Consider the following 15,353-nt stretch of genomic DNA (forward strand, 5'->3'; position numbering starts at 1 on the left):
GGCTAAAGGCTAAAGGCTAAAGGCTAAAGGCTAAAGGCTAAAGGCTAAAGGCTAAAGGCTAAAGGCTAAAGGCTAAAGGCTAAAGGCTAAAGGCTAAAGGCTAAAGGCTAAAGGCTAAAAAAAACGGCCCTTGATTTTAAAAAAAATCAAGGGCCGTTTTTTTGAAGAAGCTTTTGGCTTTGGGCCTTAGGCTTTCAGCTTACTTCCCCTTATCAGCAGGCATATCATCTTGCTTGCCGCCGTTATCATCTTTCTCTCTTTCTTTCTTAAATTCAAGCTTGCCAAATTTATAGCTCAGGCTTATGCCGAATGATTGTACAGGAATGTACCTGATATTGGTTTGGTTAAAGCCGGTACCATATGTGGTGGAACTTTGGCTTACATATTTGGCAAACGGATTTGAAGCGGTAAGGCCAATGCTTGCCTTTTTGTTCATGAACATTTTACGCATGGCAAAGTTGTAAAACACAAATTTAGGCTGCGTTCCCTGGATGCTTCTTTGCGATGAATTATAGTTGCCAAAAAATTCGGCACTTAAATCATGACCAAAACTGTACTGTGCATTTAAATTTAAACGGTAAGTAAACCCGCTAACACTTGGGCTGCCCGGGTTATTGCTTGTACGTTCAGAAAATATCATGTTGGTGCGCAGGTTAAATGCTTTAGTAATAGGTACCGATGCGTAGATGTTAATACCCTCGCGCTCCTCGGAGCCAAGGTTATACCGTTTTGTTAATGATACATTGGTATACGTACTGCCATCAATTCTTAAAGTGTCATAAAAAGTAGTGAAGCGTTGCAGGTCATCTGTATTTTTGCGGTAAAACGCTGCTATATTGATGTTTGCACCGCCATCAAATGATTTGTTGTAACCCAATTCAAAGTTATCGCCACGCTCCGGTTTCAAGGTCGGATCGCCGGTGCTGATGTTGTGGGTATCGCTGATGTTAAGAAAAGGGTTAAGGTCGCCGTAATCAGGGCGCTCAATCCTGCGGGTATAGCTTAATTTAACTGATTGCGATTCGCTTATTTTGTGTGAGAACACCAATGATGGTACTAATATGTTGTAATTGGGGATATTGGTGTTCTTAAAGTCGGCAGTAGTTACCGTATATTCATCTCTTAACCCAGCCTTGATATCTAAAAAGTTATTGAATACCGAAGTAGTTAATGATAAATAATAAGCATAAATTTTACGATCATAGGTAAAACCATAGGTTTGGTTATAGTTGGGCACATTGGCGCCATTTAACAAAGTGTCGGTAACTACATTGTTGTTAATGTGGTTAAAATCAAGTTTACCACCTGTTTCAACGGTAAAATTTTTACTTAGCGGGTGTGTGTAATCAACCGAGATGTTGGTTTCCCTATCCTTACCCGGATTATTATTGGTAATACCGGTAGGTATGGTTCCGGCCTGTAAGTTCTGCAACAGTTGCGACGAACTAAAACTATTGTTACCAAAGCTTGATGAATACAATATATCAAGCTCCTGCCCTTCCTTCTCAAATGTTTTTTTGTAGGCCAGGCTAACATCTGTTGATGTACCGCTAAACTTACTGCTTGATGTGCGCAGGGTTTTAATATCAGAAAGTTCGATCCCGTTCGGGTCAACTTTATTTTCGTCCTGGTTGGTTATGCCATTGCCATGGTTACCAAAATGGTTAAAACCTACAGATGCGGTAAGATCGTCGTGTTTGCTGATGTTCCAGGTAAAATTTAATCCCGATTGGTAACCGTTACGTTTAAAATTATTACTGCCTTGCTGAAAAAGAGTGGTAGTGTTTCCAAGTCCGTCTGTAGACGTACGGTTGCTGGTATTGGGTGCGTTGCTGTTTATCTGCGCATTACCGCTAAAAAACGCGTTTACGCCAAAATTCCCTTTACGCATGTTCAGGTTAAATGATCCGTTTTCGCGGCGGGTACCTGCCGATAGGTTTACGCTGCCGTTAATACCCTCAACCCGGCTATCCTTTAAAATAATATTAATGATACCACCTGTACCCGCAGCATCGTACTTGGCACCGGGACTGGTAACCACCTCAATACTTTTGATTTGGCTGGCCGGAATACTGGCCAAAGCATCGGCCAGGCTGGCGCCAAATATGCTGGATGGTTTACCATTTATTAAAAACCGGATATTAGCATTACCCTGCAACTCTACATTACCATCAATATCAACAGTAATTTGTGGCACCTTTTTCAGGATATCTATAGCAACACCACCCTGTGCGCTCAGGTCGTTTTGGGGGTTGTATACCATTTTATCAATTTTATTTTGAACAGTGGGGGTAGTAGCTGTAATAGTTACATCTTTTAACTGGTGTGTATTTGGCGATAACAACACCTCGCCCAGGTTGGTGGTAGCGCCGGCCTTAACTATTACATGGTCAACCGTAGTACGCTGGTAGCCCAAAAAGTCGGCGGTAATCCGGTATTCGCCCGGCGGAATCTGGTCCACAGTAAAATTACCTTTCGGGTCGGTGCTGATGCCATTAAACGGGGCCGCTACACCTTGTTTATAAACAGATATGGTAGCATAATCAACCGGTTGCTTTGTAGCGGCATCGGTAACTTTGCCGCTTATTTTGCCTTTGGGCGCAGGTGCTTGTGCCCAGGCGTTTATTGTAAACAGTACAAATAAAAGTAGTAGTATATATCTGGTCTTCATTATCTTGAAATCGCTCATTTGGGTGCGAATTTGAAGACAAACATTGGATAAATTCTGATTTGTTGTGTTATTGTTACAATAAGGTTAAAAATAGAATCAGGGAGTAAGAATCCGTAGGAAAGAGGCAAGAAGGTAGAATCAAGAGCCAAGACAAAGCAATCTTATCTCTTGATTCTACCCTCTTGCCTCTCTTCTCAAAATATCAGCACCAAAGTCCCCGCTATAATTAATAAGGCACCTATCCCGTTCTTCAACGTCAAGGGCTCACCTAAAAATACCACTGCCAATACAATGGCCAGTGCCACGCTTAACTTATCAACCGGGGCTACCTGCGATACCTTGCCCAACTGTAAAGCCCTGAAATAGCAAATCCATGACAGACCGGTAGCGCAGCCCGACAGAATTAGGAACGTCCAGTTGGTTTTGGTTAAACCACTCATTCCCTGGTTACTGCCTTTAAACAACACAATAGCCCAGGCCAGTATCAAAATAACCACCGTACGAATGGCCGTTGCCAGGTCAGTATCTACTCCTTTAATGCCTATTTTGGCAAATATTGCAGTTAGCGCGGCAAACAATGCCGATAGTAGAGCGTAAATCCACCACATAGTTTTGGGTTTTAAGTTGTACGTTTTTGTAAATTATCAACAATTAAGTTGTACGTTGAAAGTTGTACGTTGTACGTTTTTGTAAATTATCAACAATTATTAAGCTAATTTGCTTGCTAAAGCTGTAGTAAATCTGGTCAAATCCAAAATGTATACAAATTGGACTACTACCTTTACATAGTTGCATATTATAATGAATACGCAACGTACAACTTAAAACGTACAACGTATAACATAATGAAGTTACTGATCATTGAAGACGAAGAGGGCCTGCGCGAGAGTATTGAAGAGTACTTTACCGAGGCTGGTAATATCTGCGAAACCGCCGCTACCTACCCCGCAGCCATTTCCAAAATTGAAATGTATACTTACGACTGCATTTTGCTTGATATTACCCTGCCTGGTGGCAATGGTATTAATATACTAAAACGGTTAAAAGACCATAACCATACCGACGGCGTGCTCATCATATCGGCCAAAAACTCTCTTGACGACCGCTTGCAGGGGTTAGATCTGGGTGCCGATGATTACCTGGTAAAACCCTTTCACCTGTCGGAGCTTAAGGCAAGGGTATCGGCCATTATCAGGCGTAAAATGTATAACGGCAGTAACCTGCTTGTTTTTAACGAAATCAGCATCGATTTGCAAGCCAAAACGGTGAGCGTGCATGATAAGCCACTTAAATTTACCCGTAAAGAGTTTGCCCTGCTTATTTATTTTATTGCCAACAAAGGCAAAGTAGTATCAAAAAATGCCATAGCCGAGCACCTTTGGGGCGATGGCATCGATTTAGCCGACAACTTCGATTTCATTTACTCGCACATAAAAAATATCCGCAAAAAGCTGGAAGAAGCCGGCGCCAACGATTATATACAGGCAGCCTATGGTATGGGCTATAAATTTGCCGGGCAATGAAACTCATTACCTTATATAACCGGGTAAATATTATTACCACCATAGTTGTGATGCTGATAACCGGCATTATATACTACCAGGCCATCAGCTGGATATTAATTGACCAGGCCGATAAATCTTTAAAGGTAGAGGAAGATGAGGTTTTTGATTACGTAAAACTCAACAAACAACTCCCCCAGGTTTTCGACTCCAAAGACCAGCAAATAAGCTTTACCCAGGCCACACCTAATTCCGTTACACGCGAATTTATTGACACCCTGTATAAAAAAGATAAGGACGAAGTTGAATCGGGCCGGGGGCTTATCAGCTCAATTACGGTTGATGGCAAATACTATAAAATCCTCATCGTTGAATCGAAAGTAGAAACTGAGGACCTGATCCAGATTATTTTTACTATTACTTTTGGACTGATTTTATTTTTATTACTGGTATTGCTTGTTGCCAACAGGCTTATTCTAAATCGCCTTTGGCAGCCGTTCCATGCTATTTTAAAGGAGATGAAGCTATTCAACATCACCGATAATAAAGAAATTACCCAAACCGAAACCCGCATTGATGAGTTTGCCGATTTAAACCAGGCAGCAACCGCCATGACCATCAGGGCAAAGCATGATTATAAGGAGCTTAAAACATTTACCGAAAATGCATCGCACGAGTTGCTTACCCCCATTGCAGTCATCAACTCCAAATTAGATACCTTAATACAATCCGAAAACTTTAACGACAGGCAAAGCAAATTACTCAACGACCTATACAGCGCAGTAGCCCGGTTGAGCCGGCTTAATCAATCGTTATTACTGTTGGTGAAAATAGAAAACCGCTTGCTTACCGATCAGCAAACCATCAACCTTAAACAATTAATTGATGAAATGCTGCTACAGCTGGAAGATATCTTTGCGGATAAACAGATCACGGTAACCGCCCGGTTGGAGGACAAAGAAATATCCGGAAGCAGGTACCTTATTGAAATTTTATTGAACAACCTGATCATTAATGCCGTGCGGCACAATCACGCAGGCGGCGAAATTGTGATTAGCCTGACCACAGAAGCATTAACCATTAAAAATACCGGAGCAAATGAGCCGCTGGACGAGGATAAAATATTTACCCGTTTCCATAAGTCATCCCATTCCGATGGCAGCGGGCTTGGGCTTACCATCAGCAGGCAAATTTGCCAAAGTCTTGATTTTAACCTTAATTATCAATACCAAAACCCTCACCATATCTTCATCATCGTTTTTTAAATTTGATATTTTGCCATCCTAATTTTTTACAGATTTATGCTATACTTTAGCTATGTTTAAATTGAACTTATCCATCAGTTAATGAAGTGGTTTTTCGGCCTTCTATTATTTACAGTTATCTGTACTGCCGTAAAGGCACAAACATATACGCTCGATCATTATTTAGCGCTTGCAAAAAACAACAGTCCCTTACTTAAGGATTTAAAAAACCAGCTTGCCGCCGCGCAAATAGACAGCTTAAGGCTGCGCGCCGGGCTTAAGCCGCAGGTAAATGCCAACAGCAACGGATATTTTGCTCCGGTTATAGGCGGTTATGGTTACGCCGGTGCTATTACCAACGTGCAAACCTTTAGCGCGTTATTGGGAGTAAACAAACAAATTGTTGGCAAGCGCAACCTGAATGCCCAACTGGCCGGAATAGACCTGCAGCGCGACTCGGTTAATAACACAACCGTGCTGTCGGCACAGGATTTAAGCAGAACCATTACTGCCCAATACATAACCGCCTACGGTAGCCTGCAGCAGGTAAAATTTAATGCCGATGTGGTAAAGCTGCTTACCGAAGAAGAAGGCTTTTTAAAAAAACTTACCCGCAACAACGTTTACAAGCAAAGCGAGTACCTTGCATTTTTGGTTACTTTAAAACAACAGCAGCTACAGTTATCGCAGGCGCAAATACAATATAAAAATGATTACGCAACACTGAGCTACCTGGCCGGTGTGGCCGATACCAGTGCTGTAGAAATAGCCGAGCCGGTGATTCAAAAAACGGCAACCGCTGCTGAATCTGAAAGTATATTCTTCAGGCAATTTAAATCAGATAGTTTGCGGTTGCTTAACCAGCGAGATTTGATTGACATTAGCTACAGGCCAAAAGCCAACATTTTTGCCGATGGTGGCTTTAATACCGATTTTGGCGCACAGCCTTATAAAAATTTTGGTACCAGCGTTGGTTTCAGCATTACCATGCCTATTTATGATGGCGGGCAACGCAAGCTCATGTACAAAAAGTTAAAGCTGCAACAAGAAACCCATGCTACCAATAAAGCTTTTTTTAAAACACAATATCAGCAGCAAATAGCGCAGCTTAACCAGCAAATAAACCAAAATGACAACCTCCTTAACCAGATAAAAGAGCAAATTAAATATGCTGAAAGCCTGATTAAGGTGGATACCCAATTGATGCAAACCGGCGACGTTAAAATTGCCGATTTGATACTGGCCGTTAATAGCTACTACACCATAACCAACTTACTTACACAAACTACCGTAACCAGGCTTCAGCTGGTAAACCAACTAAACTACTGGAATAAATAACATGAAAATACATCCTACCGCTTATTCCCTTTCAAAAAACATATTGATCATTGCAGCAGTAGCATTGGTTTATTTTTCCTGTAAAGGAAGCGCCCCCGAGGCCGATGCCGGCGAGGCTGCCGCACCTGTAACCGAAACACCCGTAAAAGTTACCACCATTGACCAAAGTTCACTCACCAATTATATTGAGTTGAACGCCACATCATCATTCCTTCAAAAAAACTATGTAAAGGCAAATGCCATAGGTTATATACAAAAAGTAAACGCTCAAATTGGGCATTATGTAAATAAGGGCGAAGTGCTGTTCACCATAAAAACCAAAGAAGCGCAAAGCATTGGCAACAGCATTAACATATTAGATACTACCTTCAAATTTTCGGGCGTTAACAAAATTAAAGCATCCGAGCATGGTTACATTACCCAATTGAACCACCAGCTGGGTGATTACGTGCAGGATGGCGAACAATTAGCTATCATAAGCGACAGGAGCAGCTTTGTATTTATCATGCAGTTGCCTTATGAACTTCGGGCGTCGGTATCTAACAACCAGGATGTACTGCTTACCCTGCCCGATGGCACTAAGCTGAACGGCAGCGTAGCCTCATTTATGCCCGCGGTTGATACCCTATCGCAAACACAGGGTGTAATTATCAAAGTAAATTCATCAAACCAGATTCCCGAAAACCTGGTAGCACGGGCGCGCATAGTAAAAACAGCCAAAACAAATACCATATCGTTGCCCAGCTCGGCCATTTTATCAAACGAAACTCAAACAGAGTTTTGGGTAATGAAATTGATCAACACCAATACGGCGGTTAAAACACCAGTAAAAAAAGGCATTGAAAGCGGCGACAGGGTCGAGATCCTGTCACCTAAGTTTTCGGGACAGGATAAGATTATCATAAGCGGTAACTACGGTTTGGCCGATACCGCTAAAGTTAAAATTGTACAGTAATGGCAAAAGTTGCAGAAACTAAAATTGACAAGGTCGAAAATTTTTTCATTTTTTACCGTAAGCCTTTACTGCTTGTATTATCTTTAATATTGATGGGGGGTATTTTTGCCTATACCAAACTGCAAACATCCCTTTTTCCTGAAATCACTTTTCCTAAAATAAAAGTAATTGCCGATGCCGGCTTACAGCCCGTTAATCAAATGATGATAACGGTTACCAAACCACTTGAAAATGCGATAAAGCAAGTGCCCGACTTACAAATTGTGCGCAGTACCACCAGCCGCGGCAGTGCCGAAATATCGGCCTATATGGACTGGAGCGCAGATATTGACCTGAGCAAGCAACAAATAGAATCGCAGATAGCTAAAATTCAAAACTCATTGCCGGCGGGGGTAAATATCTCTGTCGAAAAAATGAACCCTTCTATTTTACCGGTGAGCGGGTACACGCTGGAGAGCCATGACAAATCGCCTATTGAATTAAAACAACTGGCAACATTCACGGTTAAACCGTTTTTATCGCAAATTAACGGCGTATCAGAGATCATGGTAATAGGCGGTAAAACCAAAGAATACTGGCTGGTGCTTAACCGCGAAAGGATGACAGCCCTGTCGCTAACGCCGGATATGATCAGTAATTCGCTGGCGCAAACCAACTTCATCAAATCCGAAGGTTACCTGTCCGACTATAAAATGCTTTACCTCACTGTAACCGATGCAACCGTAACAGGTAAAGATCAACTGGAAAACATGGTGATCAGCAATAACGGCAAAAGGGTTATCCAGGTTAAAGATATCGCATCGGTACAAATAAGCGAGGGCATTGAATATACCAAGATAAATGCCAACGGGCACGATGGCGTGTTGATAGCCGTAATAAAACAACCGGGCGCCAATCTGATAACGTTATCTACAGACATGGCGGCCAAAGTTGTTGCGCTGCAAAAAATACTGCCAAAGGATGTAACCATAAAACCCTACTACGTACAGGCCGATTTTGTGAACGATTCGGTTAAAAGCGTTACCGATAGTGTTTGGATAGGCCTGTTACTGGCCATTGTTGTTGCTATCATCTTCCTGCGGTCATTAAAAGCCAGCGCCACCATCCTCATAACCATCCCCGTTACACTGGGGCTTACACTTATTGTGTTGTATGTAATTGGCTATACCTTTAACATCATGACGCTTGGCGCCATAGCCGCGGCCATAGGTTTAATTATTGACGACGCCATTGTGGTGGTTGAACAAATTCACCGCACACACGAAGAACACCCCGACGAACCCACCAGCAAGCTACTGAAAAAGGCCATCGACTACCTGTTTCCGGCTATGCTGGGCTCGTCTATCAGTACTATCGTAATTTTCATCCCGTTTTTGCTCATGACCGGTGTAGCCGGCGCCTATTTTAAAGTAATGACCAATACCATGATCATTACGCTCATCTGCTCGTTTTTTGTAACCTGGATAGGGCTGCCCGTTATTTACCTGTTTTTAACCCGCAACCATCATGGCCATGCCGCCAACGCCAAAGAAGAAACGCACGAAGTAAAAAGACAGGGTTGGGTATCGTTTTTTATCCTGAAGCCGTTTATAGGTATTGCCATAATGATTGGTTTTATCGTTGTAATTGTTTTAGTACCTTCAAAGCTGCAAACCGGTTTTTTGCCCGATATGGATGAAGGCAGTATCGTGCTTGACTATAGCTCGCCGCCGGGCACCTCGCTGGAAGAAACCGACCGGATGCTGCGCGAGATTGAAAAGATCATTACCAAACATCCTGACGTTGCCGCATATTCACGCCGTACCGGAACGCAAATGGGCTTTTTTATAACAGAGCCAAATACCGGCGATTACCTGATACAGCTAAAAAAGACACACGAAAAGACCACTGAAGAGGTAACCAGCGATATCAGGGCCGAAATTGAAAAAACGCAGCCCGCCCTCCGTGTTGATTTTGGCCAGGTAATTACAGATATGCTGGGCGATTTAATGAGTTCGACCCAGCCCATTGAAATTAAGGTATTTGGCGATGATCAGCACGTATTGCAAAACCTATCCAAACAAATAGCGGCCGAGGTGAGTGCGGTTAAAGGCACTGCCGACGTTTTTGACGGTATTGTAATTGCAGGCCCGTCGGTAAGTATCATCCCCGATTATAAAAAACTGGCGCAATACAATATTACTCCTGCATCACTGCAATTCCAGGCGCAAACCGCATTGGACGGTAATGTGGTAGGTAATATATACGAGCCCCTGCAGCTATCACCCATCCGGATGGTGTACCCGGGCAACAGATCGTTAAATATCAACGCAATCAAAAACCTCAACGTATTTTTGGCCAATGGTAAATTAACCCCTATCAGCCAATTGGCCACCGTTAATATAAGTGCCGGCGATGCCGAAATTAACCGCCAGGATCTGCAATCAATGGGCGTGATTACCGCCAGGTTGGAGAACAGCGATTTAGGATCGGTAATTCCGGCGATTCAAAAAAACATCAGTTCAAAAATAAACCTGCCTAAAGGCTATCATGTTGAATACGGCGGTGCGTATGCCGAGCAACAGCAATCGTTTAAAGAATTACTGATTATCCTGGTAACTTCAAGTTTATTGGTTTTTGGGGTAATATTATTTTTGTTTAAAGAGTTCAGGATCGCCATTCTAATTTTGATAATGGCTGTGTTAGGAATTTCGGGAAGCTTTCTGGCATTGTTTATTACTAATACACCATTAAATGTGGGCAGTTATACCGGCCTCATTATGATAGTGGGCATCATTGGCGAAAATGCCATATTCACCTTTTTGCAGTTTAAAGAAAGTGCCCGTACAAAAAGCGTCGACGAGGCTATCATTTATTCCATATCAACCCGTTTAAGACCCAAATTAATGACTGCTTTAGGAGCTATTATAGCGCTTACGCCTTTGGCGCTGGGCATTGGCGCCGGAGCGCAGCTGCATCAGCCCTTAGCTATTGCTGTTATAGGTGGATTTTTAGCTGCCCTGCCATTATTACTCATTGTTTTACCAAGTATGATGCGTATTATTTACCGCAAAGGCTATAATTTCCCTACCGGCGAAACACAGGAAGTACATACCAGTTAAACCAATATTTCTACAGATTCGACGTCTAATTTCATAGCAAAAAACAAATCTATAAAATGAAAAAGCAAATTTTGATTTTTGCCCTGGCAGCAATTGGCTTAGCGCCTTTTACCCTAAAAGCCCAAACCTACGTGGCCGACAAAACCATACCGCTAACCGGCGATGGCGGGTACGATTACCTGGCACTTGATAAAGTAAACAACCGCCTATATGTATCGCACGGCACACAGGTAAACGTTATTGACCTGGCTACCGATAAAGAAGTGGGAGCTATCAATGATATGAAAGGCGTGCACGGTATTGCCATTGTAAATAAACTAAACCGTGGCTTTATAACCGATGGCCGGGCCAATGCGGTAGTGGCATTTGATATTAAAACCCTGAAAACAATTACTACCATCCCACTCACCGATGCCAAGGGACCTGATGCCATTATGTATGATGCTTATTCGGACCGCATTTTTAGCTTCAACGGCGAAAGCAACAACTCGTCGGTTATCGACCCAAAAACTTTAAAACAGGTTGGCACAGTGGCCCTGGGTGGCGGCCCCGAATTTGCGGTGCCCGATGGCAAAGGCAAAATATATAACAACCTGGAAGATAAAAACAGTCTGAATATTATTGACAGCAAAACCCTTAAAGTGCTCAAAAACTACCCGCTGGCACCATGCGGCGGCCCTACCGGCCTTGCTTTAGATGCCGCCAATCAGCGCGTATTTACTGTCTGCCGCGAAAATAAGGGAATGAGCGTTGTTGATATCAATACCGGGAAAGTAACAGCCACCATACCAATTGGCGCAGGTGTTGATGCCGTGGCTTATGATGCCGAAACTAAGCTTATATTTTGCTCCAATGGCGATGGTACAACCACCATTATCAAACAAAAATCGGCTGATGAATACAGCGTTATTCAAACGCTAAAAACTGCAGTGCGTGCTAAAACTTTAGCACTGGATACTAAAACTCACAAAATTTACTTAAGCGTGGCCGAGTTTGAACCCGGTACACGAAAGGCCCTGCCCGGTACATTTAAAGTACTGGTTTACAAGCTACAGTAAGCTTATTTTGTATATAAAAAGATCATGAAATGTTTGTGAATTTTAGATATCTAACTTTTATTTTGACTGCAAAATKATATTTTTAAAACGTTATTCCTATATTTAACGTTTACATATTATATGATTAAAAGAACTGATTTTGTTTATTCTTCCGAGTCTGAACCACATCGTATCCGTACAAAAAAAATTTTAAAGCAGTTTCCGCAATTGCGCAAGCTGATAGGTAAAAACCCCAATACCATATTTGCTATTGTTGGTTTGGTAGCGTTCCAGGTAGTTTTAGCCTGGTTTCTGCGCGATCAATCATGGTGGTGGGTATTTGGTGCGGCCTACCTGTTGGGCGCCTTTGCCGACCATGCATTGTTTGTGATGATTCACGAGTGCACCCACCAACTGCTGTTTAAAAACCGCAACGCCAACCGCTGGGCATCTATGTTTGCCAATTTGCCGCAAATATTGCCAAGCGCAATTTCGTTCGAAAAATACCATATCAAACACCACTCTTTTCAGGGTGTACATGAGCTGGATGCCGATTTGCCCAACAAATGGGAAGCAAAACTCATCAGCAATTCGTTTTTTGGCAAAGCGCTCTGGTTACTATTTTTTCCGGTTTTCCAGCTTTTTCGCCTATCACGGTTAAGAGAGATACATCCTATTGATGGCTGGATAATTACCAACTTTTTATTGCAGGTTATTTTTACAACAGCTATAGCTTATTTTATGGGCTGGCATTCGGTAGCGTTTTTACTGCTTAGCTTCTCGTTTTCGGTAGGCCTGCACCCGCTTGGTGCACGCTGGATACAAGAGCACTACCTAACACACAGTGTTGAGCAGGAAACTTACAGCTACTATGGTAATTTTAATGCGGTGGCCTTCAATGTTGGCTTCCATAATGAACACCACGATTTTCCTTCTATCCCCTGGAATAAATTACCCGAAATCAAGAAAACCGCCCCTGAATTTTATGATACGTTGTACTATCATACCTCATGGACAAAACTATTTTTCCGGTTCCTTTTTGATCGCGAAATTTCACTTTTTAACCGCATATTGCGTAAGGACCGCGGCCGGGTTGCACTCACCGATGTATCCAAACCCGATGTGGAAATGATAAAAGAACACTAAAACAAGAAAGGGCATTTTACAATGCCCTTTCTTGTTTTTACACACTGCACTGGAAGCTAATAGCTTACGAGTTAAAAACAATCAGAATTATGCTCATTTTTTTTGACAGAAAAATGAATATTTAATGAAGAATTAACATAGGATTAAGGTAATTGTAACAAAGTTATTATCTTTAAGTCTCTATTTTAATTTGACTATGCACAAACTGAGCTCATTTTTTTCTCAGCACGAAGACCTTACACAAGTACTTTTATACGCCGGTGTAATCACGGGCCTGTGGTTTGCCGAAATGCTGGCCTCTTTTGACGGAATAAAGATAAAATGGAAACATACCTCGGTTAATACCTTATTCATATTTACCGCCCTGCCTATCCAACTGGTATTAACCACCTTTGTAGTTTTAATATCCGGCTGGGCCACTGCCCACCATTGGGGGCTTATCAATTTCATCCCTTTTCACACCAATCCCTGGGTATATTACATCGTGATGTTTATGATGATGGATTTTTGCGAATATGTGTACCACGTTACCATGCACAAGATAGAGCCCCTATGGAAATTTCACCTGGTGCACCATAGCGATCTTAAGGTAGATGTATCTACCACCATTAGGGAGCATCCCTGCGAAACATGTATCCGCACCTGCTTTTTAATGCTTTGGGTATTTATTTGCGGCCCGGCTATTGGCGTTTTAATATTAAGGCAAACCTTTCAGTCGTTTTCAAATATTGTTGCCCATACCGAGTTCCAATTACCTTCAAGGCTCAACAAAATTATTGGCCTGCTATTTATTACCCCCAACCTGCACCATGTGCACCACCACTACCAGCTGCCTTACACCGACTGTAACTATGGTGATGTGCTAAGCATTTGGGACAGGCTGTTTGGAACCTATGCCAACGTGGACAGGAAAGATATTGTTTTTGGTATTGACACCCATATGGACGAAAACCTGAACGGTAGATTTTTAAATGTAATAAAGCTCCCGTTTCAAAAGTTTGACCATCCACAAAGGCGTAAACAAGCCTAAATTAAGGAGCAAAGCCCATTTCGTCAGAAATTGCATCTCGGCACCAAAGTTTACAAGTTTTGGCCTCATTTTTGCACACATTATTAAAAATTGCATTTAAATAATGAAAACTTCATACTAATATGATTTATTTGCGTTATTATTTGCAACAGTAACATGAGCCGAAGAAAGAAATTACAGATCCTGATACCTTTTGTAATGCTGCTGTTTTTAGGCGCGTATGCCAAACACCGTTTGTTGGATAAAAAACCAATAAGCGGCACGCTAAACAGCAAATTAATGGACGAAACATCTGGAATAGCGGCCTCATCTATTAACCCCGATGTTTATTATGTGCATAATGATAGCGGCGATACCAGCCGCTTTTTTTCGATAAGCCCCGAGGGCAAATTAAAGGCTACCATTTATTTTAAAGGCGACAAAAATAAACATTTAGGTGTTCAGGATTGTGAGGATATTGCTGTTGGCCCCGGTCCGCAAAACGGCAAAAGCTATGTTTACCTTGGCGATATTGGTGATAACGCTCAAAGCCGGAAAGTGATTACCATTTACCGTTTTTTGGAAAATACCTTATGGGCGCAGGATACCACAACACATGCTGTACCTGTGGCTGTTAATTTGAAGTATCCGGATGGCCCGAAAGATGCTGAAACTTTAATGATTGACCCGGTTGAAAAGCTTTTATACATTGTAACCAAGCGCAGCGACACCGTAGCGGTTTATACAGCGCCATTGAGTTATAAAGCCAATGATACGCTTACCTTAACCAGGCACACCCAACTGTTCTTCCCCGGTTTCAGACCGTTTAAATGGATCACTGCCGGGGATATTTCCAAAGACGGCCAGCAAATTCTGTTAAAAAGCTACGAAAAGGTTTACTATTGGCAACGCCAGCCCAATGAGCATGTATGGGATGCCATGGCCAGGAAACCCAAGGAGTTGCCTTACACCGTTGAAAAACAAGGTGAAGCCATAGGCTTTACCCCCGACGGCAAAGGATACTATACTACCAGCGAAGGCGTATTCTCGCCCATTTATTATTACGATAGCCCGAAGAAGTAATTGCGCCCTCGTATGCCGGCGAGTCGACTCACCCCGACGACCCCGATACATCGGGGCGTCTTCCCCTCTCTCCGACTGCATTGCATAGAGGGGCTAAAAAAGGAAAGCAAAGGGAGTTTCACCCTCTTTGCGGCTTCAGCCGAAGAGAGGGTCGGCCAGCGCAGCGTAGCCGGGGTGAGTCGTGACCAGCGTTCAATCGAAGTTCGTGTAAGCTCCCCCAACATCTCAGCTAGATTGTAAAATTCCGAAAAAATTCCGAAGAGAACC

General features: G+C 42.6%; 11 protein-coding genes. 9 read left to right on the plus strand and 2 right to left on the minus strand.

Annotation, left to right across the window (positions count from 1 at the left end; all coding sequences use genetic code 11):
• Positions 1-199: 199 nt before the first annotated feature.
• A complete protein-coding gene (locus AC1DV1_RS08795; RefSeq protein ID WP_477357658.1) occupies positions 200-2,671 on the minus strand; it encodes a TonB-dependent receptor in 2,472 nt (823 codons plus the stop codon).
• 194 nt (positions 2,672-2,865) lie between these two features.
• Positions 2,866-3,279 carry an EamA family transporter gene (locus tag AC1DV1_RS08800; protein ID WP_477357661.1) on the minus strand — a complete coding sequence of 138 codons (414 nt, stop codon included), beginning with the start codon at positions 3,277-3,279 and terminating at the stop codon, positions 2,866-2,868.
• Positions 3,280-3,516: 237 nt separating this feature from the next.
• On the opposite strand from AC1DV1_RS08800, the gene AC1DV1_RS08805 reads away from it, so the two are divergent.
• The 9 genes from AC1DV1_RS08805 (at position 3,517) to AC1DV1_RS08845 (ending at position 15,086) form a co-directional block, all read left to right on the plus strand.
• Positions 3,517-4,194 (plus strand): response regulator transcription factor, encoded by a 678-nt coding sequence (locus tag AC1DV1_RS08805; RefSeq protein ID WP_477357664.1) that lies wholly within the window; start codon positions 3,517-3,519, stop codon positions 4,192-4,194.
• Positions 4,191-5,438: a sensor histidine kinase gene (locus tag AC1DV1_RS08810; RefSeq protein WP_477357667.1), complete on the plus strand. Its 1,248-nt coding sequence runs from the start codon at positions 4,191-4,193 to the stop codon at positions 5,436-5,438. Before AC1DV1_RS08805 ends, AC1DV1_RS08810 begins: the two co-directional genes overlap by 4 nt.
• Positions 5,439-5,519: 81 nt before the next feature.
• Positions 5,520-6,755, plus strand: a complete 1,236-nt coding sequence (locus AC1DV1_RS08815) for a TolC family protein (protein WP_477357671.1) — start codon at positions 5,520-5,522, stop codon at positions 6,753-6,755.
• 1 nt (position 6,756) lies between these two features.
• Complete coding sequence (locus AC1DV1_RS08820) at positions 6,757-7,710, plus strand: efflux RND transporter periplasmic adaptor subunit (RefSeq protein ID WP_477357673.1); 954 nt, start codon at positions 6,757-6,759, stop codon at positions 7,708-7,710.
• Positions 7,710-10,811, plus strand: coding sequence for an efflux RND transporter permease subunit (locus AC1DV1_RS08825; RefSeq protein WP_477357675.1), 3,102 nt, complete (start codon positions 7,710-7,712; stop codon positions 10,809-10,811). Before AC1DV1_RS08820 ends, AC1DV1_RS08825 begins: the two co-directional genes overlap by 1 nt.
• 56 nt (positions 10,812-10,867) lie before the next feature.
• Entirely contained in the window at positions 10,868-11,869 is a 1,002-nt protein-coding gene (locus AC1DV1_RS08830; protein WP_477357678.1) for a YncE family protein, read from the plus strand.
• A gap of 120 nt (positions 11,870-11,989) precedes the next feature.
• A complete protein-coding gene (locus AC1DV1_RS08835) occupies positions 11,990-12,994 on the plus strand; it encodes a fatty acid desaturase (RefSeq protein ID WP_477357681.1) in 1,005 nt (334 codons plus the stop codon).
• Between the two features lie 196 nt (positions 12,995-13,190).
• Entirely contained in the window at positions 13,191-14,024 is an 834-nt protein-coding gene (locus tag AC1DV1_RS08840; protein WP_477357684.1) for a sterol desaturase family protein, read from the plus strand.
• Positions 14,025-14,180: 156 nt separating this feature from the next.
• Positions 14,181-15,086: a hypothetical protein gene (locus tag AC1DV1_RS08845; RefSeq protein WP_477357687.1), complete on the plus strand. Its 906-nt coding sequence runs from the start codon at positions 14,181-14,183 to the stop codon at positions 15,084-15,086.
• The last annotated feature ends 267 nt before the right edge of the window (positions 15,087-15,353 follow it).

The sequence above is a fragment of the Mucilaginibacter sp. P4_D1 genome (genome assembly GCF_056401935.1).

Coding starts and splice junctions, on each gene's coding strand:
- AC1DV1_RS08825 (WP_477357675.1), top strand. CDS start 7,710: ATGGCAAAAGTTGCAGAAACTAAAATTGACAAGGTCGAAAATTTTTTC.
- AC1DV1_RS08840 (WP_477357684.1), top strand. CDS start 13,191: ATGCACAAACTGAGCTCATTTTTTTCTCAGCACGAAGACCTTACACAA.
- AC1DV1_RS08845 (WP_477357687.1), top strand. CDS start 14,181: ATGAGCCGAAGAAAGAAATTACAGATCCTGATACCTTTTGTAATGCTG.
- AC1DV1_RS08805 (WP_477357664.1), top strand. CDS start 3,517: ATGAAGTTACTGATCATTGAAGACGAAGAGGGCCTGCGCGAGAGTATT.
- AC1DV1_RS08815 (WP_477357671.1), top strand. CDS start 5,520: ATGAAGTGGTTTTTCGGCCTTCTATTATTTACAGTTATCTGTACTGCC.
- AC1DV1_RS08795 (WP_477357658.1), bottom strand. CDS start 2,671: ATGAAGACCAGATATATACTACTACTTTTATTTGTACTGTTTACAATA.
- AC1DV1_RS08820 (WP_477357673.1), top strand. CDS start 6,757: ATGAAAATACATCCTACCGCTTATTCCCTTTCAAAAAACATATTGATC.
- AC1DV1_RS08835 (WP_477357681.1), top strand. CDS start 11,990: ATGATTAAAAGAACTGATTTTGTTTATTCTTCCGAGTCTGAACCACAT.
- AC1DV1_RS08810 (WP_477357667.1), top strand. CDS start 4,191: ATGAAACTCATTACCTTATATAACCGGGTAAATATTATTACCACCATA.
- AC1DV1_RS08830 (WP_477357678.1), top strand. CDS start 10,868: ATGAAAAAGCAAATTTTGATTTTTGCCCTGGCAGCAATTGGCTTAGCG.
- AC1DV1_RS08800 (WP_477357661.1), bottom strand. CDS start 3,279: ATGTGGTGGATTTACGCTCTACTATCGGCATTGTTTGCCGCGCTAACT.